This window comes from Fulvivirga sediminis, from assembly GCF_016757215.1.
Taxonomy (GTDB): Bacteria; Bacteroidota; Bacteroidia; order Cytophagales; family Cyclobacteriaceae; genus Fulvivirga; species Fulvivirga sediminis.
In genome coordinates this window covers 321,417-341,429 of sequence record NZ_JAESIY010000002.1, presented here as the reverse complement: position 1 = coordinate 341,429, position 20,013 = coordinate 321,417, and the positions used below count along the sequence as shown (strand labels likewise).

General features: G+C 36.0%; 17 protein-coding genes. 15 read left to right on the top strand and 2 right to left on the bottom strand.

Annotated elements, in window-relative coordinates; translation table 11 throughout:
* Positions 1 to 16: 16 nt before the first annotated feature.
* From JL102_RS04795 to JL102_RS04730, 14 genes are all read left to right on the top strand, one after another.
* Positions 17 to 649 (top strand): c-type cytochrome, encoded by a 633-nt coding sequence (locus tag JL102_RS04795; RefSeq protein ID WP_202243108.1) that lies wholly within the window; start codon positions 17 to 19, stop codon positions 647 to 649.
* A 37-nt stretch (positions 650 to 686) separates the two neighbouring features.
* The gene (locus JL102_RS04790; protein WP_202243107.1) at positions 687 to 2,078 is read left to right on the top strand and encodes a quinol:cytochrome C oxidoreductase; all 1,392 of its coding nucleotides are present in this window, start codon (positions 687 to 689) and stop codon (positions 2,076 to 2,078) included.
* Positions 2,079 to 2,113: 35 nt separating this feature from the next.
* A complete protein-coding gene (locus tag JL102_RS04785; RefSeq protein WP_202243106.1) occupies positions 2,114 to 3,175 on the top strand; it encodes a cytochrome c oxidase subunit II in 1,062 nt (353 codons plus the stop codon).
* A 17-nt stretch (positions 3,176 to 3,192) separates the two neighbouring features.
* On the top strand, positions 3,193 to 5,067 hold the full coding sequence (locus tag JL102_RS04780) for a cytochrome c oxidase subunit I (RefSeq protein ID WP_202243105.1): 1,875 nt from the start codon (positions 3,193 to 3,195) through the stop codon (positions 5,065 to 5,067).
* Positions 5,048 to 6,097: a COX15/CtaA family protein gene (locus JL102_RS04775; protein ID WP_237390398.1), complete on the top strand. Its 1,050-nt coding sequence runs from the start codon at positions 5,048 to 5,050 to the stop codon at positions 6,095 to 6,097. Before JL102_RS04780 ends, JL102_RS04775 begins: the two co-directional genes overlap by 20 nt.
* Positions 6,098 to 6,109: 12 nt before the next feature.
* Positions 6,110 to 7,003 (top strand): heme o synthase, encoded by an 894-nt coding sequence (gene cyoE / locus JL102_RS04770; RefSeq protein ID WP_202243104.1) that lies wholly within the window; start codon positions 6,110 to 6,112, stop codon positions 7,001 to 7,003.
* An 11-nt stretch (positions 7,004 to 7,014) separates the two neighbouring features.
* Positions 7,015 to 7,602 (top strand): cytochrome c oxidase subunit 3, encoded by a 588-nt coding sequence (locus JL102_RS04765; protein ID WP_202243103.1) that lies wholly within the window; start codon positions 7,015 to 7,017, stop codon positions 7,600 to 7,602.
* A gap of 17 nt (positions 7,603 to 7,619) precedes the next feature.
* Entirely contained in the window at positions 7,620 to 8,390 is a 771-nt protein-coding gene (locus tag JL102_RS04760) for a cytochrome c oxidase subunit 3 (protein ID WP_202243102.1), read from the top strand.
* A 19-nt stretch (positions 8,391 to 8,409) separates the two neighbouring features.
* Complete coding sequence (locus JL102_RS04755) at positions 8,410 to 8,748, top strand: cytochrome C oxidase subunit IV family protein (protein WP_202243101.1); 339 nt, start codon at positions 8,410 to 8,412, stop codon at positions 8,746 to 8,748.
* A 71-nt stretch (positions 8,749 to 8,819) separates the two neighbouring features.
* Positions 8,820 to 9,344, top strand: coding sequence for a hypothetical protein (locus JL102_RS04750; protein ID WP_202243100.1), 525 nt, complete (start codon positions 8,820 to 8,822; stop codon positions 9,342 to 9,344).
* The gene (locus JL102_RS04745) at positions 9,325 to 9,855 is read left to right on the top strand and encodes a DUF420 domain-containing protein (RefSeq protein ID WP_202243099.1); all 531 of its coding nucleotides are present in this window, start codon (positions 9,325 to 9,327) and stop codon (positions 9,853 to 9,855) included. The genes JL102_RS04750 and JL102_RS04745 overlap by 20 nt, the downstream gene beginning before the upstream one ends.
* Before the next feature lie 32 nt (positions 9,856 to 9,887).
* The gene (locus JL102_RS04740; protein WP_394369227.1) at positions 9,888 to 10,157 is read left to right on the top strand and encodes a hypothetical protein; all 270 of its coding nucleotides are present in this window, start codon (positions 9,888 to 9,890) and stop codon (positions 10,155 to 10,157) included.
* A 175-nt stretch (positions 10,158 to 10,332) separates the two neighbouring features.
* Positions 10,333 to 13,998, top strand: coding sequence for a sensor histidine kinase (locus JL102_RS04735; RefSeq protein WP_202243098.1), 3,666 nt, complete (start codon positions 10,333 to 10,335; stop codon positions 13,996 to 13,998).
* Positions 13,999 to 14,146: 148 nt separating this feature from the next.
* Positions 14,147 to 17,581 carry a hypothetical protein gene (locus tag JL102_RS04730; RefSeq protein ID WP_202243097.1) on the top strand — a complete coding sequence of 1,145 codons (3,435 nt, stop codon included), beginning with the start codon at positions 14,147 to 14,149 and terminating at the stop codon, positions 17,579 to 17,581.
* A gap of 30 nt (positions 17,582 to 17,611) precedes the next feature.
* Here JL102_RS04730 and JL102_RS04725 read toward each other — a convergent pair whose 3' ends face one another.
* Entirely contained in the window at positions 17,612 to 18,361 is a 750-nt protein-coding gene (locus JL102_RS04725) for an ABC transporter ATP-binding protein (RefSeq protein ID WP_202243096.1), read from the bottom strand.
* A gap of 1 nt (position 18,362) precedes the next feature.
* Complete coding sequence (locus JL102_RS04720) at positions 18,363 to 19,091, bottom strand: MlaE family ABC transporter permease (protein WP_202243095.1); 729 nt, start codon at positions 19,089 to 19,091, stop codon at positions 18,363 to 18,365.
* 139 nt (positions 19,092 to 19,230) lie between these two features.
* Here JL102_RS04720 and JL102_RS04715 point away from each other — a divergent pair, with 139 nt between their 5' ends.
* Complete coding sequence (locus tag JL102_RS04715; RefSeq protein ID WP_202243094.1) at positions 19,231 to 19,935, top strand: SDR family oxidoreductase; 705 nt, start codon at positions 19,231 to 19,233, stop codon at positions 19,933 to 19,935.
* The last annotated feature ends 78 nt before the right edge of the window (positions 19,936 to 20,013 follow it).

Below are 20,013 nucleotides of genomic sequence, written 5' to 3'. Positions count from 1 at the left end.
AGGAATATTTAGCACGATGAATATTTATAGAAATATCAAAATTGTTTTTGGAATAGCATTAGCTGCCTCACTGGCTTCATGTGCAGCAGGTGGTGAAGACCAAGGACTCGAATATGCTCCAAACATGTATCATTCAGTTCCTTATGAACCTTTAACACAAATAACAGATGAGTCAGCTGGTACAGCTGCTGAATGGTTAGATGAAAATAGCGATGGACATGGAGAATATTATAACTCTAACCCGCTCAATCCGCATGGTATGACTATGAGAATACCTCCGGCTAATACGGTAAAAAGAAATAAGAACGGATTTTTACCTTATAGATTACCGAAGGATAGCTTAACGTTAGCTTCTAGAACTTTAAAAAATCCATTACCAAATACTGATGAGGTAATTGAAGATGGACATATGTTATATAATCGCTTTTGTGAGCATTGCCATGGTGGAGCAGGTCAGGCAGATGGATTGGTTTCTGAGAAATTTCCGGGTGTGGCTAACCTTACTGGAGCTGCATATAAGGATATCACAGAAGGCCATATATTCCATGTGATTACATGGGGTAAAGGTCTTATGGGAGCTCATGGCTCACAGCTTAGTCCTGAAGAAAGATGGAAAATAGCTAAATTTGTTAAAACTCTACAAAAGTAATAATTTATAATGCCGCTGGCATAAAATAGATATTCAAATGACTGAAGAAAGATTTTCATTTACCGCAGGAGCAAAAAAGACCTTGGTAATATTAGGTATAGTAGGTGTTGTACTATTTGTATTAGGTACAGTACTTAGTATGTCTGGTGGCCATGGGCACGAGGCGCACGGTGAGCATGAGGAAACTGCCTTGAACGCACAAGAAAGTGCTTCTTTGCTGGCTAGCGCTGATGCACAGGATGAAGGAAGTGCTCATGCTGAAGAACATGGTGAGGCTGAAGCTCATGAGGCTGGACACGGAGAACATCATGAGTCGGCTTATTGGCTGAAAAGGATTTATAGTAATTTATGGGTTAACAATGTGTACTTCACAGGACTAGCTATTATTGGCTTGTTTTTCGTTGCAGTTCAGTATGTGGCTCAGGCAGGTTGGTCTGTTGGTTTTTTAAGAGTTTCACTCTCATTAGCTAACTGGATACCAATTGCAGGTATACTGATGTTTGTTTCTTGGTGGTTAGTTCGTTATGATGTTTTCCACTGGACTCATGCTTCATTATATGGACCTGGAGGAGATGAGATTTTGCAAGGTAAAGCACCTCTTTGGTTTTGGCCAATGGAAAGTGGGAGCGCATTACCTTTGTTTTACATCGTGAGAATGGTACTATTCTTCGCTTTGTGGTATATGTTATTCGTGTGGATTAAGAAGGAAATTTTTGCAGAAGACATCAATGGAGGTGTAGATCATTGGAGAAAGACTAGAAAATATTCAGTCATATTCTTAGTGATTTTTGGTTTCTCTTCTTCAGTAGGAGCTTGGGATTGGGTTATGTCTATTGATCCTCATTGGTTTAGCACATTATTTGGATGGTATGTATTCGCCAGCTGGTGGATTAACGGTCTTGCGGTAATTGCACTTATTACTGTAGTTCTAAAGCAAAATGGATATCTTTCTATTGTTAACGCTAATCACTTACACGATATAGGTAAATTCATCTTCGGGTTTAGTATATTCTGGACTTATGTATGGTTCGCTCAATTCTTATTACAGTATTATGCTAATATGCCAGAGGAAACCGTATATTTCTTACAAAGATTGGAAGTTGGAAACTATACTTGGGTATTCTACCTTAATTTAATATTGAATTTTGTATTACCGTTCTTATTATTAATGACAAGAGATGCTAAGCGTCATATGTCTTTAATAAAAGTAGTGTGCCCTATTATAATAGCAGGACATTGGTTTGATTTCTATCTGATGATAACTCCAGGTGTTATGAAATTAGAAGGTGGTTTCGGATTCATGGAAATAGGAATGTTAATGATATTTGGTGTAGCCTTCTTATTTGTAGCTCTTACTAGCTTGGCTAAGGCTCCTTTGTATCCTAAGAACCATCCATTCTTAGAAGAGAGTTTGCATCATCATATTTAAATTATAGTTATAAATAAAGATTAATATATAGGGATATGTTCAAAGTTATTATTGCTATAGGTGTCGTTCTTCTCGTGATCATCTTGTTGACCTTGTTTAGGATTGGCAACTTGGTCAATGTGGTAAAGGGCACCAGTAAGGAGAAGGTGGGCTCGAGTAATAAGATTAATGCAGGTTTGCTGCTTCTATTTATGTTTGTGGCATTCGGATTATTCTTTTGGTATTCTATTGTCTATTTTGATGATTATACTTTACCTCAGGCGTCTGCTCATGCCGGATCTATTGACTTTGCCTTTTGGTTAACTATGGGATTAACAGGTATTGTGTTTGTTATAACAAATGTTTTGCTGTTTGTTTTTAGTTTTAAATACCAATACAAAGAAGGAGGAAGGGGTAAATTCTATCCAGATAATACAAAACTTGAGATTTTGTGGACTATTGTACCGGCTATTACATTGGCAGGTTTAGTTCTTACTGGTCTTAGCGCATGGAGTAATATAACCTCTAAAGCGTCAGATGATGCTGAAGTGGTAGAAGTGATGGGGTATCAGTTTGCCTGGGGAGTTAGATACCCAGGTAATAAGGATGCAGAATTAGGCGCGTATGATTATCGCTTGATTGATGCTTCTAATCAATTCGGTATAGACCTTTCTGATGAGAATTCTTATGATGACTTTATTCCAATGGAAATGCACTTACCGAAGGATAAAGAAGTTTTATTGAAAATAAGGGCTAGAGACGTTATACACAGTGTTTTTATGCCACACTTCAGAGTGAAAATGGATGCCGTACCTGGTATGCCTACTCATTTTAAATTTACTCCAACTAAAACAACTCAAGAAATGAGGGATGAACTTGGAGATCCTGAATTTGATTACTTTATAACTTGTACGGAAATTTGCGGAAGAGGTCATTTTTCAATGAAATTAAAAGTTGTAGTAGAAGAACAGGAGGCTTATGAGGCTTGGAAAGCGGAACAGGCTACATGGTTGAAATTAAATGAGGATTACCTGGAAAAGGTACCTGCAGAAAAAAGAGAGTTAGCTAGAATTAAAGCTGGCATAGAGGATAATACTGAAACTGAAGCTTCATTATAAGGAAAAGATAATAAATTATGGCAACTGCTGATATACACATTACAGAAGGCGGACATGATCATGATCATGATCATCATGGTAACTTTTGGACGACATACGTCTTCAGTACTGACCATAAAATGATAGCCAAACAATACCTATTAACTGGTATTTTTTGGGCTCTTATTGGTGGTACTTTATCTGTTATTTTTAGATTACAACTTGGTTTTCCTGATGCTGATATTTCTTGGCTAGAACCTTTATTGGGTAAATGGATAACAGAACAAGGAAAATTAGATCCTGAGTTTTATTTGGCTCTGGTAACAATGCATGGAACTATTATGGTGTTCTTTGTACTTACAGCGGGCTTAAGTGGTACATTTTCAAACTTTTTGATACCGCTTCAAATAGGAGCTAGAGATATGGCTTCTGGTTTTATGAACATGCTTTCTTATTGGGCATTCTTTTTGTCTAGTGTGGTAATGTTTATTTCTTTATTTATAGAAACAGGGCCAGCATCAGGTGGTTGGGTAATATACCCTCCATTAAGTGCATTACCTCAGGCCGTAAGTGGTTCTGGTTTGGGTATGACTTTATGGCTGGTAGCCATGGCATTATTTATAGTATCTCAGTTATTAGGTGGTGTTAACTACATTGCTACTGTTATTAACATGAGAACTCATGGGATGTCTTTTTCAAAATTACCTTTAACAATTTGGGCTTTCTTCCTGACAGCTGTTATTGGTTTATTATCATTCCCTGTATTATTATCAGCAGCATTACTTCTGATTTTTGATAGAAGTTTTGGTACCAGTTTCTATTTGTCTGATATTTATATTGGTGGTGAAGCTCTACCTAATCAAGGCGGTAGCCCCGTATTATTTCAGCACTTGTTCTGGTTTTTGGGGCATCCGGAAGTGTATATTGTATTATTACCTGCTTTAGGTATTACTTCTGAGGTTGTAGCTACTAATTCAAGAAAACCAATATTTGGTTACAAAGCTATGGTCGGATCTATGTTGTTTATTGCGATCTTATCATTTGTAGTATGGGCACACCACATGTTCGTGTCAGGAATGAACCCATTCTTGGGTTCAGTATTCATGCTGTTAACCTTAATTATTGCGGTTCCTTCTGCTGTAAAGGTTTTTAACTATTTGACCACACTTTGGAGAGGAAACCTAAGGTTTACACCAGCAATGCTTTTTGCCATTGGTTTGGTTTCATTCTTTATCTCAGGTGGACTTACTGGTATTTTCTTAGGAAATTCAGCTATCGATATTCAACTACACGATACTTATTTTGTAGTGGCTCACTTTCACTTAGTAATGGGTAGTGCTTCATTCTTCGGTATGATGTGTGGTATTTATCATTGGTTCCCTAAGATGTTCGGTAGGATGATGGATAATCGATTAGGTTATATTCACTTTTGGTTAACTTTCGCTGGGGTTTATATGGTATTCTTCCCTATGCATTATATTGGTATTGCAGGTTATCCAAGAAGATATTATTCTTTTACCAACTTCGATACATTGAATTCATTTAGTGACTTGAATATGTTTGTTAGCATCGCTGCTATCATCACATTCAGTGCACAAGTAATATTTATTTTCAATTTCTTCCACAGTATTTGGAGAGGAAGAAAGGCTACAGCTAATCCTTGGGAATCAAATACTTTAGAATGGACTACACCAGTAGTGCCAGGTCATGGTAACTGGCCAGGTGAAATACCTAAGGTTTATAGATGGCCATATGATTATAGTAAACCAGGATCTAAAGAAGACTTTATTCCACAACATATACCGTTTTCAATGACTCCAGAGTCTAACTTACCTCATGAGAATGAGATGATAAAGCTAGAAAAAGAAGAAGGAGTGAATGTGGTTGTTGTAGATGACAGAAAAGGACACTAATAAGAAAATGGGGCTGTTACACCGTTTCAGCCTCATTACTCTTGTGGCAATATACGTATTGATTCTGGTAGGAGGCATTGTACGTAGTACGGGCTCAGGTATGGGCTGTCCTGACTGGCCTAAATGTATGGGCAGATGGATACCCCCAACCGAGGAATCTCAGCTTCCTGCAAATTACAAGGAGTATTATTCAGGCAAACGTGCTGAGAAAAATTTAAAATTTGCTGGTTATTTAAGAGCTTTTGGCTTCGATGAATCGGCGGACAGGATTCTAAACGATGAATCTATTCTCATAGAGAGTGATTTTAATAAATATAAGACTTGGGTCGAGTATATAAATAGATTAACAGGTGTGGTAATAGGTTTTTGTATACTTATTACTTGTTTTTTCTCACTCAGGCTCTTCAAAGAAAGCAAAACGATAGCGATACTTGGAGTATTATCACTTGTATTGACCGTGTTTCAGGCTTGGTTTGGTTCTATTGTAGTATCTACAAATCTGGTTCCTTGGACCATAACGATACACATGTTTTTGGCAATACTAATGGTAGCCTTTCTTGTATATCTATATTTTGTTTCTGGAAAAAGAGTTAATATTAATTTAGCCGATAATAGTAGGACTAAATTGAAAGCGATATTAGTAGCTTGTATGGTTATAGGGGTAGTTCAAATATTTTTGGGTACTCAGGTAAGAGAAGCTATTGATTTGATAGCAGCCCAAATGGGGACTGCTAATAGACATAATTGGATTGGAGAGCTTGGAATGGAGTTCATTGTTCATAGAACATTTAGCTGGCTTGTATTGATATTACATGGCTTGTTGTTGTTTTATATGATGAAGAAGAATGTTATTTCAAAACTTGTTTATGCATTGTTGGGAGTGGTGTTTTTAAGTATATTCACAGGAATAGTGATGGCATACTTTGGCATACCTGCCTCTGTTCAGCCTGTACATTTACTGTTAGGTACTTTAATATTTGGATTAGAGTTCTTGTTGTTTTTACAGTTTTCTGTAAAAAGAGGGCATTAAGTGATTATTGATATGTTTGTAAATAGTTCTACATATAAAGTTAATCTGTTTGCTGAAAAAGCTAAAGGCTTGTTTGAGCTGCTTAAGTTCAGACTTTCTCTATTAGTTTCTTTCTCGTGCGGATTTGGATATGTGCTAGGAGCACAAGGTTCATTGAATTGGCAGAATTTGTTGGTTATATGCTTAGGAGGCTTTTTAGTATCCGGCGCATCAGTTACAATAAATCAAATTATAGAAAAGGATTTAGATAAGTTGATGTCAAGAACCATGAATAGACCTATTCCTACAGGAAGGGTTTCTATATCAGAAGCTGTGATTTTAAGCTTTTTCACTGCAGCAGCTGGCCTTTGGATCTTAAGTATTTATACTAATGGACTAACGGTTTGGCTATCCGTGGCATCAATGATACTGTATAGCTTTGTGTATACCCCTTTAAAAAGAGTAGGGCCGATAGCAGTATTTGTAGGAGCAATACCAGGTGCTTTGCCTCCACTACTTGGATGGACAGCAGCTACAGGCCAATTGAGTTACGAGGCAATTATAATATTTGGAATTCAATTTATATGGCAATTTCCTCATTTCTGGGCTATTGCATGGGTAGCTGACGAGGATTATAAGAAAGCAGGTTTTAAGCTTTTGCCGTCAGGAGGCAAGAAGGATATGAATACCGCTATACAGATTATGATTTATACCTTGTTTTTAATACCTCTTGGTTTGTTGCCAGCGAAATTTGGTATTACTGGAATAGATTCTGCAATAGTGGTAACGGTATCTGGAGTGTTATTTTTAGCTCAAACATTTTCTCACATGCGTCATGGAAATAGAAAGTCAGCATTGAGAATAATGTTTGGTTCGTTTTTGTATTTACCAATAGTGCAAATAGCATATTTGCTGGATAAATTGTAAGATAGATGGAGATGACGAGTGATTTTAAGATAATAGAAGAACCGAAAAAAACGCTGTCAATGCATCCTCAAAAGTTTGCATTGTGGCTGTTCATGATTACGGTGGTAATGGTTTTTGCAGCACTTACTAGTGCTTATATAGTAAGACAAGCGGAAGGAAACTGGCTTGTATTTGAGTTACCACAAACATTTTGGTATTCTACAGCATTAATAGCGGTGAGTAGTATTACCATGCACTGGGCTTATTTAGCAGCCAAGAAGGATAATCTGGATATGGTTAAAGTAGCTATAATTATTACGACTATTTTGGGTCTATTATTTACTGCTGCTCAGTATCACGGATGGAAAGTATTAGCAGAAGAGGGATATCACTTTGTGGGAAATAATGTTTCTGTATCCTTTCTAATTGTATTAGTAGGGTTGCATGTAGTGCACCTAGTAAGTGGTATGATCGTTCTGCTAGTATCGTTAGTATCAACTTTTAAGTACAAGGTACATTCTAAAAATTTAAATAGGTTACAAATGTGTATGACCTATTGGCATTTTTTAGGAGGCCTATGGATTTATTTATTTATATTTTTATTATTGAATCATAATTAGAGATTTAAAGTATCATTATGTCAACTACCACACAGACAATTGATGGCCCAAAGAGGAGTATTTGGGATGGCGGGCAGTCACCGTTTAAGGCAAGTTATGGAAAACTCATGATGTGGTTTTTCTTACTGTCAGACGCATTTACCTTTTCTGCTTTGCTTATAACCTACGGAATGGTAAGGTCAGCTCATAAGGCATACCCTGGAGATATGGCAGACTTTACTTTTTCTAACGAATACTGGCCAGTACCTGAAAAAGTTTTTAATGCGGTTCCATTTTTACATGGTTACGATTTGCCGCTAGTATTTGTAGGAATTATGACCTTTATCCTGATTATGAGTAGTGTTACTATGGTGTTAGGCGTAGAAGCTGGCCATAGAATGGATAGAAAGGCTGTTGAAAAATGGATGCTTTGGACTATAATAGGTGGTTTAGTGTTCTTAGGTTGTCAAGCTTGGGAGTGGACTCACTATATAGTAGGAACAGATTCTGGTACTGCTATGAAGTTTTTGGTTAATGGTTCTTGGGTAGAAAAAACTATTTTTGGAGCGAACTTAAGCGTTAATCAATATGGACCGACTGATTTTGCAGACTTTTTCTTCTTTATTACAGGATTCCACGGTACTCACGTATTTAGTGGTGTGGTTTTAAACTTTTTGATTTATTACAATACTATAAAAGGAGTATATGATAAAAGAGGAAGTTACGAAATGGTGGAGAAGGTAGGTCTTTACTGGCACTTTGTAGACCTTGTATGGGTTTTTGTATTCACATTCTTTTATCTGGTTTAAGCTTTAAAAATATTTAAATATGCACGCAGAAGAAACATCACACGTTCAGGTACAACCTGCTGATAAGAAGAAAATCCAAAAGATTTGGAAAACAGCAGGAATACTGGCCCTGATTACAATATTAGAATTTATTATAGCTTTTACGATTCCTTTGGAGATGGCCACTTTAAGGATAGCTATATTCGTAGCTATGACGATTGTTAAGGCCTTTTACATTGTATCTGAGTTTATGCACCTCAAGTATGAAACTAAATCATTAATATGGTCAATTATCATCCCTCTTATTTTTGTAGTGTGGATGCTGATAGCTTTCTTATATGAAGGTACTGCCATTTTTGATGTCAGATATTTAAACTAGAGTAATAAAAAATATTTAGAATGATAAGGCTAGTGGTAATTTACCCTAGCCTTATTTTATATTATAGCTTTATGAGCAGATTTATTAAAATTACTTTTCTCATTATTACCTTAGCTATTCCGGTGTTTATATTCTTGTTTTTGAAGATGTTTGGTAAAAACGAGTTTGATATTCCTTTATATTATCAGGATGAGGGAAGTATAAGTACCTGTGACAAGGCTAAGTCTCCTTTTTATTTGTCAGACTCATTATTTGTAGAGGGAAAGGGCCAGTTAGCCTTTCTATTTGAAAATGGCATAAGTGATAAAACTGAATTGACTAATCAAATTAATAGGTTAAAAGATAGTTTTAAAGAACAAATGCCGAACTTTGTGGTATATGCTAATGCTCCATTGGAACTTGAAGACACCGAAATTACGGTTGTAAAAAATGAATTCATGTCTTTTATACAATGTGGGTATTTGACAGATCAATCGAATCAGTATGTACTAGTAGATAGCCAACGGAGAATACGAGGTTATTATGGTACTGATTTAGATGAGCAAGACAGACTAATAGTGGAATTAAAGATTTTAAATGAAAACGGAGACAATTAATAAAGAGGTAAAGTATAAAAAGTTAATTGTGGCTTTGTCTATTGTTATTCCTGTAGCAGTAGCGGTTTTGTTCAAGGTTAAAATTGAAGGATACGATTTTTCTTTTTTACCCCCAATTTATGCAAGTATTAATGGCTTGACAGCATTAGTGCTTATTGCAGGGTTGGTTGCAATAAAGCAAAGGAATATTAAGCTTCATGAATCCTTAATGAAAGTATCCATAGGTCTTTCTGCCTCTTTTTTGGTTATGTATGTAGCATATCATATGACCAGTGATTCTACGGCCTTCGGTGGAGAAGGAATGATCAAGTATATTTATTACTTCATATTGATTACTCATATTTTACTTTCGGTAGCTGTTATTCCATTGGTATTGTTCACTTTTGTAAGAGCGTTATCTGCACGATTTGATGCTCATAGGAGATTGGCTAGAATCACTTATCCTATATGGCTATATGTAGCTATTACGGGTGTAGTAGTGTATGTAATGATTAGCCCTTATTACACGTAAACTCTTTTTAATCTAGATCTGTTATGTTTTTGATGAATAAGATGATTAAATATTTAGCACTTCCCTGTCTTATGTTATTGACCAGTATAATACCTGCAGCAGCTCAATGCGCTATGTGTAGAGCGACCGTGGAGAATAATGTTAGTAATGGCGAAATTGGCATAGGGGCGGGCTTAAACTTCGGTATATTGTATCTGTTTGTAATGCCTTATATTCTTATTTCTGTGGTGGGATATTTTTGGTATAAAAGAAGTAAAGCAAATGCAAAGGCTGAAGCAAATAAAAGACATGTGGCATTTTAGATGTCATTGAAATTTTTATATTAAAAGAAGGTTTATTTAAGCCTTCTTTTTTTGTTTTAGTATCATTCATTAACTAGACTTTCAGCTTAATACGCTAATTGATAGTAAATGCGTTATATTTAAGTGTTAGCAAAGAATTTCTAATCATTTGTTTATAAGGTTAAAATACCCCCTTTTGGTATCTGCATTGTGCTGTTTTTGCATAAGTGCAACGCTATATTTCTTTTTTGGTAGGGCTGATATTCAGCTTGATGATCATATCAATCAAATAGAGGAGAACTTGGAGTCCGAGGTACTGGACTTGCAACGGGAGGTGGTGCCTATTTTGGCCACTTTGGAGCAGGAGGATGAGCTTTTGTTTACTGAAATGCCTGTGGGCAAGCATGCATTTTACGTTTTTAATGCAGGTAGATTGGTCTATTGGTCAGATTACCGATATGTACCGGAATACAGACAGCTAAGAGGAGATTATACCTACAAGCTTATCAGTACTTTGCGTAAGAAATACCTTTCTAGAAAATGGCAAATACAGAATAGTGATTATGAAATTTACGGCATAATCATGCTACATAGTTCTTATAAAATAGATAATAATTATGTGCATTCGGGTTTTAATACTGATATCTTCTCTAGTGAGCAATTAGATATTTTAGACCGGGTAGACCAGCGAGGAACAGGCGTATATTTAAATGATAAAGAATGTTTGTTTAGGGTTATACTTGATGATGATTACTCAGCCCCTCAAACGTCATTAAATTATATCATTACTATTTTATTTGTATTTGGATGTGTATTTTTAGTGTTTTTTGCTTTATCACTGAGCTGGTATATAAAGGCAAAAGGATATCCTTATAAAGCTTTGCTGATATTGGCAACTTTGCTTGTTTTGTTAAGAGGTTTTATGTTATTCATGAATTTTCCTCAACGAATGGTTGATCTTGAATTATTTGATTCTAGAAATTTTGCATCTTCAAGCATTAATGCTTCTTTCGGAGATTTATTGCTAAACCTGTTATTTCTTTTTATAATTTCACTGTACTGCTATTTCAGTTATTATGAATTAGATATTATTACTAGAATAAAATCACTGAGTAACGGAGTAAGGCTAACGGCCATGGTGTTATTTGCTAGCTTCGTATTGCTAGTATTTCATTTTCAATACTTAGTTTTTCAAACCATATACCATAATTCTCAGGTAAGCTTTGATATAAATCAAGGGGTTAATTTTGACATCCAGAGAACAACCGTTTTCTTGATTTTTGTTATTGGAGCATCTATCACTTTCTTGCTTTATCATGTAGCGTATAAATATATTTTATCTTTGTGTAAAGGCAAGAAGGAATTGTTTGTATGCTTTTCGGTAGGTGTCTTTTTATTTGCTGTGGTAAATATTTTGCTAGGGCAGCTTTTTATCTATAGCTTGTCTATAGGTGTAGTTTTATTTTTGGTGTTAGTGTTTACAGGCCTGCCCTCTTATGCTGTAAAACTAAGTTATAATACCTTTCTTTATTTCTTCACTTTTCTTATAGCATCTGCTATTATCGGAGCTTTGGCTATTTATAATTTTGAAAATGAACAAGAGACGGAGAGAAAGCTGAAATTTGCCAATCAATTTCTAATTGAAAATGACAACCTAGCGGAGTACCTGCTTTCAGAAGTTAATTTTAGTGTAAGAGAAGACTTATTCATTCAAGGTCGTCTTTCTAGTCCATTTCTGTCTAAGGAAGTGGTGAAATCCAAAATTAGACAGGTGTATCTGGGAAGCTATTTTGATAAGTATGATGTTCAGATCTATTTATACAATGCTAACGGAAATCCTTTTGAACCATATGAAACGCCTCTCAGCCCCGAAGAGGTTGACAGGTTGAATGTAGAGGAGTATAAGACAGGGTATGAAGGAATATACTTCATTAATCGGCTGGGGTTGAATGCTTCAAAAAGATATGTTGATTTTATAGAAGTGAAGAAGAGAGGTGTAGTGGTGGGTTACATTGTCATTAACCTAAATCTGAAAAGAATTATCCCGGATAACGTATATCCAGAACTATTAGTAGACAACAGATTTCTATCGCCTTATCAAAATTCTAATTATAGCTACGCCGTGTTTTCACAGGATGAAATTACTTACCATTCAGGTGATTTTAACTACATTACTGATTTTGAGACTGAGTTTTTAAAGGACAAAGATCTTTTTGAGGGTGGTTTTTCTTATGCAGGGTTTAGGCACCTGGCCATTAGAGATAATCAGGGAAGAATTATTGTGATCAGCTCTAATAATCATCCTTCATCAGATATTTTCAGTAACTTCTCTTTTTTGTTCCTTTTGCAGGTATTTACGCTAATACTTATTATGGTATGCTTTGCCATTTATTTCAGTTTTCAGAGAATCACTCTTAATTATTCAGCCAGAATACAGTTATATCTCAATGCTGCTTTTTTTCTTCCTCTTATTGCAGTAAGTATTACAACATTGAGTGTTATTAATTCATCCTTTAAAAAGGAAGTAAATGAGGAGTATTACAGAAAGGCCGAAAGTATAAGTAATAACCTTAGCGATGAGCTTAATAACTATATTGCAAGTTTAGGCTCTGATAAAGATGATTTGAGAGGTAAACTCTCAGAAGTGTCAAAATATGCGGGCGTAGACGTCAACCTTTTTAGTACCTGGGGAAAACTTTTAGGAAGCAGTCAACCTTTAATTTATGAGAATGATTTGCTCTCACAGTATATTAACCCAAGAGCAATTGCTAAGATTAAAGAGCAAGGGGAGAATGCTTATGTTACCAGGGAATCGGTAGGTAAGCTGAATTTTAACAGTACTTTTTATGCCATTAAATCTTTTGAAAGTGGCAAGCTTATAGGTATTTTGAGTATTCCTTTCTTTCAGTCTGAGTACACCATTCAGCAAAATCAGGTAGAGGTGCTTACCAATATAATGAATATATTTTCGGTTATCTTTATCATATTTTTGTTAGTATCATATCTGGCCGCTAAGTGGCTCACTTTTCCATTAGTACTTATTACTCAAAAGCTAAAAAAGACTACATTAACGGGCTTCAATGAGCCTCTCACATGGAAGTCTGACGATGAAATAGGTCTGATGGTGAGTGAATATAACCGTATGCTAGTCAATTTAGAAGAAAGTAAAAAGGCATTGGCTAGAACAGAAAAGGAATCAGCCTGGAGAGAGATAGCGCAGCAAGTGGCTCATGAGATTAAAAATCCTTTAACTCCTATGAAGCTTACTCTACAGCACCTGAGTCGTAGGCTCGAGGGTACTTTGCAGCAAGATGCTTTTGAGAAGCCCCTGAAAAGCTTATTAGTACAGGTGGATACACTCAATGATATTGCCTCATCTTTTAGCTCATTTGCAAAAATGCCTATTCCAGAAAATGAGATATATGAATTAGCAAAAGTGGTGAAGCAGACCGTAGACTTGTTGGGAAATACTGAAAATACTACCATAAGCTTAGAAATGCCCAGCCAGGAAGTATATACACGTGGCGATGAACAGCTCATGGGGCGCATTATTTCTAATATAATTATTAATGCTATACAGGCTTGTGAGGAGCATGATATCACTATATTGATCCAGCTTACTATTTTGAGCAAGCAAAAGGCGTTATTAGAAATAAAGGATAATGGGCCTGGAATAGACGAAGACATACATAACAAAATTTTTATACCTAACTTCAGCACCAAGGAAACAGGCTCCGGCATAGGACTAGCCATAGCGAAACATGGGGTGGAGCACGCTGGAGGTAAGATTTGGTTCGAAACTGAACAAAATTCTGGCACTTCCTTTTTTATAGAACTCCCTATTGTTAATGATTCTATATGAGGCATTTAAAGTGCTGTAGGCTTACATAATCATGAGTTTTAGAATGAATAATGATATGCGTAGGATATAATTAATATCCTTTTGTGTAAAAAATATTATATTCTATAAGAATATTTTTTTTTGTTATGAATGTCTTAAAATGAGAGGGTTGAAGCTTACAGTTCTTATGATCAGCCTATTTTTAACAAGGTGTCTTTTTGCACAGGATATAAATCAAAGATGTAAATGGGTTAAAACTTTTAATGAGCCTTTTAATATAGATACACTTACATTGTCTCCCAATTCTATATTTCTCAATGAGGTTGATAATACCGAAGTGAGTGTATATTATGATTTTGCTTCGGGAAAAGCTACTGTTGACACTGATCAGAAGCTTGATTCGATCCAGGTTTGTTATTCTGTATTACCTTTTAATCTTAGCACGAAGTATTATCATCGCAGTCTGGATGTATATGATTCTAACGCTATTTTTAAAGACCCTGTTAAGGAGGATGTGTTTATGCGGCGTGAGCAGTTATTTGCTTCAGAAGGAATTAATAAAAGTGGTAGCATAAGCAGGGGCATATCTTTTGGAAGTAATCAGGATGTGTTTGTTAATTCTACCTTAAACCTTAATCTGGAAGGAAAACTAACAGAGGATCTAAACATAAGGGCGGCCATAACTGATCAGAACGTACCTTTTCAGCCTGAGGGTAATACACAGCAACTGCAAGACTTTGACAATGTATTCATACAAGTTTATAATGATAAATTCTCTGTAACCGGTGGAGATGTAGTATTGAAAAATCGATCATCTTATTTTTTAAAATATTATAAAAATGTTCAAGGAGGCTTAGCGGAAGTAAATTATAATTTAGGCAAATCGGAACTATCTAATTCGTTAGGTATTTCTGTAGCTAAAGGGAAGTTTAACTCAGTACAGATTAAGCCTTTGGAGGGGGTGCAGGGCCCGTATAGGGTTCCAGGTCCTTCAGGGCAGAATTTCATTATTATATTGGCTAATTCAGAAAAAGTATTTCTCGATGGTAAGCAGCTCTCAAGGGGCTATAATAATGATTATGTAATTGATTATAATAGTGCAGAGATCACCTTTACCAATAAAGTATTGATAACTCAGTTTTCCAGAATTCGCGTCGATTATGAATATTCTGATCAGAATTATGGAAGAACCATTGTTACGGCAAGTCATTACCAGAATAGTAATAAATTTGGCTTTTTTGTCAATTATTATAGTGAAAAGGATAACAAGAATAGGCCTTTATTAGTAGATCTTACTACTGAAGATAAGCAATTGCTAAGTGAAGTAGGAGATAGGATAGATGAAGCTGTCATCTCTGGAGTTGATAGCTTAGGTTTCAGTCAGGACCGAGTGCTGTATCAGCAAAAAGATACGATTGATAATGATGGTACAAGACATCGGATTTATAAATATAGTACAGATTCAGATGAAGCCTTTTATCAGGTGGTTTTTAGTGATATGGGGCTGGGTAATGGTAATTATGTTTATGAAAGAAGTACCGCTAACGGTAGAGTTTATATGTGGGTTTCTCCGCAAGGGGGTGTTCCACAGGGGCAGTATGAACCTGTGCAGCAAATAGCTCCACCTAATAAAAAACAAATGACCAATATAGGAGCAACTTATGCTCTTTCTAAAAACGAATCATTATATGTAGAAATGGCCTTTTCAGATCAGGATCTGAATTTGTACTCTGAAATTGATAATGAAGATAATAATGGGTTTGCCATCAAAACAGGATTGAAGAGCGAAAAAAGAAAAGTGAGTTTTTTGAAAGATTATCTTTTCAATAGCCAAGTGGAATTTGAATTTGATGATCAGGATTTCGTGCCTATCGATAGGTTTAGGTATATTGAATATGACCGCGACTGGGGCTATGATCCTAATGTGCAAATTGCCGATTATGATGATTTCATCACCAATGCTTCTTTGGGTATAAGAAAAGACTCAGACAATGGTTTAGATTACACTGTTACTTATAGAAGAAGGGGGTTGCAAGTAGATGGCTTTCAGCAAAAAGGAGCATTTGACAAGACTTTAGGTAATTTCCAATTAAGGAGTAATTTATTCTGGCTCAATAGTGAGCAAGACTCTATAAACATTTCCTGGAAGCGGCTGGAAGGAGACTTATCTTATACTACCAAATGGGTAATTCCTGGGTATCAGTATAGTATAGATCATAATTTGAATAGTTTTAATAAGCAGGATTCTCTAGTAAGTACGGCTATGTATTTTAACTCTCATGCCTTTTATTTGAAAAACATACCTGACTCCAAATTGGAATTCTTGCTTCAGCATGATTATAGGAAGGATAAGAATATAGAGGAAGGAAGTCTCAATGATTATACAACCTCTAATACTAGCAGACTTTCCCTGGCTAGAGATTTTAAAAATCATAGAATTGGGCTGCTATTTACTTATCGCAAATTGGCTTATGATCAAACCGATGAGTTGGAAGAAACGGTAGCAGGTAGATTAGATTTACAAAATAATTTTTTCAAGAGACACATTATTTCTAACCTTACTTATGCCCTTGCTAATAGCCAAGAGCCTAGAAAGGAATTTGTATATGTAAAGGTGCCTACGGGAGAAGGAACATACACCTGGAGAGATCTTAATGATGATGGTGTGCAGGATCTTGATGAGTTTTTTGAAGCTATAAATCTGGATGAGAGAAATTATGTAAGAATCTTTACGCTTACAAATGATTTTATTACCGCCTTTCAAAATACACTCACTTACCGCGTTAGTTTACAAATGCCTCGTGATTGGAAGAATGAACATGGATGGAAGCAGTTTCTGAGTAGATTTTCAAATAATACCTCGTGGGCAGCTGATGTAAAAACTACTGATCGATCTATAGATAGTCGTTTGTTGGGGTTTATGAAATCCATAGAAGAAAGTGAGGTGATAACGGAGAAGAATGTGCTAAGGACTACCTTTTTCTACAATCGGGCTAATGTTAAGTACGGAGGAGATTTTAGTTTTTATAGGGCCAATCAAAAGCAGCTACTTACAGGAGGTTTTGAGGCTAGAGATGTAGATGAATATACATTGAACGGTAGAGTGAATTTTTCCAGGCAGTATAACTTGAAGGTTAGCCTTAAGCAAGGGGAGAAGGATGTGAATTCTGATTTTTTAAATGGTAGAAATTACTTAATTGTAAGTCAGGCAGTATCTCCGGAGATATCTTGGCAGCCTAAGGGAAATTTTAGATTGTCATTAGAGTTTAATTATGAAGAGAAAAATAATACATTAGCCTTAGAGTCCATTGAAAATGCTTTTATACATGAAGCAGGACTGAATATTAAACTTAATAAGGCTGCTAGTAGTACTTTTAGTACTCAAATTAAAGTGGTAAATATAGATTTCAATGGAGAAGAGAATAGCCCGGTGGGGTACGATATGCTTAATGCGCTAAGGCCAGGTGAAAATTTCACATGGACTGTAAACTGGCAACAGAAAGTAGCTTCTGGGCTCCAACTTAACCTGAGTTATAACGGTCGCAAATCAGAGGAAAGTGATGTTATTCATGTAGGAAGGGTGCAGGTAAGTGCTCTTTTTTGAGAACATGATGAGGTTAACCAAACTGAGCGGTTAACCTTTTTTAAGCTTTCTCATCACTTTATTGGCAAACACAAAATCATCAAATTCTTTCACGTTAGAATCCATGATATTGTTCTTGTTACCCTCCCAGAGTTTTTTACCCTTGTAAAGGAACATGATCTTTTCTCCAATCCCCATAACGGAGTTCATATCGTGGGTTACTACTACCGTGGTTATGTTAGATTCTTCTGTAAGTTCCAGAATGAGGTCATCTATCAGGATAGACGTTTGAGGATCTAAGCCAGAGTTAGGTTCGTCACAAAATAGATAGTTAGAATCATTTACAATGGCCCGGGCTATGCCTACACGCTTTTGCATCCCACCACTAATTTCAGAAGGCATTTTTTGATTTTGTCCTGCCAAACCTACTCTTTCAAGAGCAGAATTTACCCTATCCAGTTTTTCCCCTTTAGGCATTTTGGTGAGCACATCTAAAGGAAACATCACATTTTGCTCCACCGTTTTAGAGTCAAACAAAGCACCGCCTTGAAAAAGCATGCCTATTTGTCTTCTTATTTCTGTTTTAGTGTCGCGGTTAGCATTAGTTAATTCATGCTCATCATAATGGATATGACCTTCATCAGGTGCAATTAGCCCTACTATGCATTTTAATAAAACACTCTTTCCTGTTCCGCTGGAGCCAATGATCAAATTAGGCTTCCCTCTTTCAAAAACTCCACTTATCCCTTTCAGTATTTCCTTATCTCCGAAAGACTTTTTTATATTCTCTATCTTGATCATATTACAATAATAATTGGGCTAACAGATAATCTGCCAAAAGAATAGCTATAACACTTTGGGTTACAGCGGCTGTGCTGGCTTGCCCCACTTCTACAGCTCCACCTGTGGTAAAATAACCTTTAAATGAAGAGATAGAAGATACTAAAAAAGCAAAAGCAAATGATTTAATAAGTGCGAAGGTTACTGTGTATTCATTAAAATCGAAACGTATTCCCTGAATATATTCGGTAGGAGTAATCACATTAGTAAGCACGCCTGCCAGATAACCCCCTACCATAGCTAATAAACCAGCTATGATTACCAGCATCGGGTACATCAATACGGCGGCCACTATTTTAGGTAGTACCAAATAAGAGGATGAATTAATTCCCATTACTTCAAGAGCATCTATCTGCTCTGATATTCTCATGGTTCCAAGCCCACTGGCCATGCTTGAACCTACTTTTCCTGCAAATATTACTCCTATAATAGTAGGTGCTAGTTCCAAAATGGTCATATCTCGTACTACCAAGGCTATAACATAATTAGGAATAAGAGGGCTTACCAAATTATAGGCCGTTTGGATGGTAGTAACAGCCCCAATGAAGAAAGCAACCAAAGCAACTAAAAACACAGAATTGATACCTATAGAGATACACTCCTCCATGGTGAGTTTAAAGTACGTCTTGAATGATTCTCTATTTACCAAGAGTGAACCTAAAAAAATAAAATACCTACCTATTGTTTCCATTAAATCTGATAAATTCTCGCTGTCAAGGAGTTAAATTTTATACCTTTATCCCGCTAAAGCCGAAAAGATACTAATATTATCAATAAGGACGTGGCTTTAAAATTGTTTTGACAAAAATAAGTAAAGATTTATAAGTGATATGACCAAAACGGCAATAATAACGGGAGGAACTAAAGGAATAGGTAAATCATTGGTTAGACTTTTTGCTTCAAAAGGATTTAACATAGGCGTTTGTTCCAGAAATTTAGAAGAGCTACATGTGTTAAAAGATGAAATATGTCAAGAGTTTGATATTGAAATGTATGTCATGCGAGCTGACCTTTCAGACAGGGCTGAAGTAGAGTATTTTGTTAAATATATAAAGGAGCATACCAAGGAAATAGATGTTCTCATTAATAATGCAGGCTTATTCATACCAGGACAGGTGCATAATGAAAAAGACGGTGCTTTGGAGAGCATGATAGAAACCAACCTTTACAGTGCTTATCACCTTACTCGTGGCTTTGTAGGTGCTATGAAAAAGAGAAAATCAGGTCATATTTTCAATATGTGCTCTACTGCTTCTATCACTCCGTATGTAAATGGAGGTTCTTATGGTATCTCGAAATTTGCTTTGCTCGGCATGACTAAGGTGTTAAGAGAGGAAATGAAAGAATTTGGCGTTCGTGTAACTGCAGTAATGCCAGGAGCTACGCTTACAGCCAGCTGGGAAGGAACGGATTTGCCAGAATCGCGATTCATGGATCCTGATGACGTGGCTGATACTATTTGGAATGCATATGAAATGTCTGATAGAACAGTGATAGAAGAGATTTTAATGCGCCCTCAATTAGGAGATATTTAATAACATTATTGAAGTTCCTTTTTAATCATTCATTAACGGTAACTAATGGGTGAAATCCCTGTTAACAGTTACCTTTGT

Bases quoted from the DNA above. Each gene is read 5' to 3' on its own strand.
- JL102_RS04795 (WP_202243108.1), top strand. From the start codon at position 17: ATGAATATTTATAGAAATATCAAAATTGTTTTTGGAATAGCATTAGCT.
- JL102_RS04790 (WP_202243107.1), top strand. From the start codon at position 687: ATGACTGAAGAAAGATTTTCATTTACCGCAGGAGCAAAAAAGACCTTG.
- JL102_RS04785 (WP_202243106.1), top strand. From the start codon at position 2,114: ATGTTCAAAGTTATTATTGCTATAGGTGTCGTTCTTCTCGTGATCATC.
- JL102_RS04780 (WP_202243105.1), top strand. From the start codon at position 3,193: ATGGCAACTGCTGATATACACATTACAGAAGGCGGACATGATCATGAT.
- JL102_RS04775 (WP_237390398.1), top strand. From the start codon at position 5,048: ATGACAGAAAAGGACACTAATAAGAAAATGGGGCTGTTACACCGTTTC.
- cyoE (WP_202243104.1), top strand. From the start codon at position 6,110: ATGTTTGTAAATAGTTCTACATATAAAGTTAATCTGTTTGCTGAAAAA.
- JL102_RS04765 (WP_202243103.1), top strand. From the start codon at position 7,015: ATGACGAGTGATTTTAAGATAATAGAAGAACCGAAAAAAACGCTGTCA.
- JL102_RS04760 (WP_202243102.1), top strand. From the start codon at position 7,620: ATGTCAACTACCACACAGACAATTGATGGCCCAAAGAGGAGTATTTGG.
- JL102_RS04755 (WP_202243101.1), top strand. From the start codon at position 8,410: ATGCACGCAGAAGAAACATCACACGTTCAGGTACAACCTGCTGATAAG.
- JL102_RS04750 (WP_202243100.1), top strand. From the start codon at position 8,820: ATGAGCAGATTTATTAAAATTACTTTTCTCATTATTACCTTAGCTATT.
- JL102_RS04745 (WP_202243099.1), top strand. From the start codon at position 9,325: ATGAAAACGGAGACAATTAATAAAGAGGTAAAGTATAAAAAGTTAATT.
- JL102_RS04740 (WP_394369227.1), top strand. From the start codon at position 9,888: ATGAATAAGATGATTAAATATTTAGCACTTCCCTGTCTTATGTTATTG.
- JL102_RS04725 (WP_202243096.1), bottom strand. From the start codon at position 18,361: ATGATCAAGATAGAGAATATAAAAAAGTCTTTCGGAGATAAGGAAATA.
- JL102_RS04720 (WP_202243095.1), bottom strand. From the start codon at position 19,091: ATGGAAACAATAGGTAGGTATTTTATTTTTTTAGGTTCACTCTTGGTA.
- JL102_RS04715 (WP_202243094.1), top strand. From the start codon at position 19,231: ATGACCAAAACGGCAATAATAACGGGAGGAACTAAAGGAATAGGTAAA.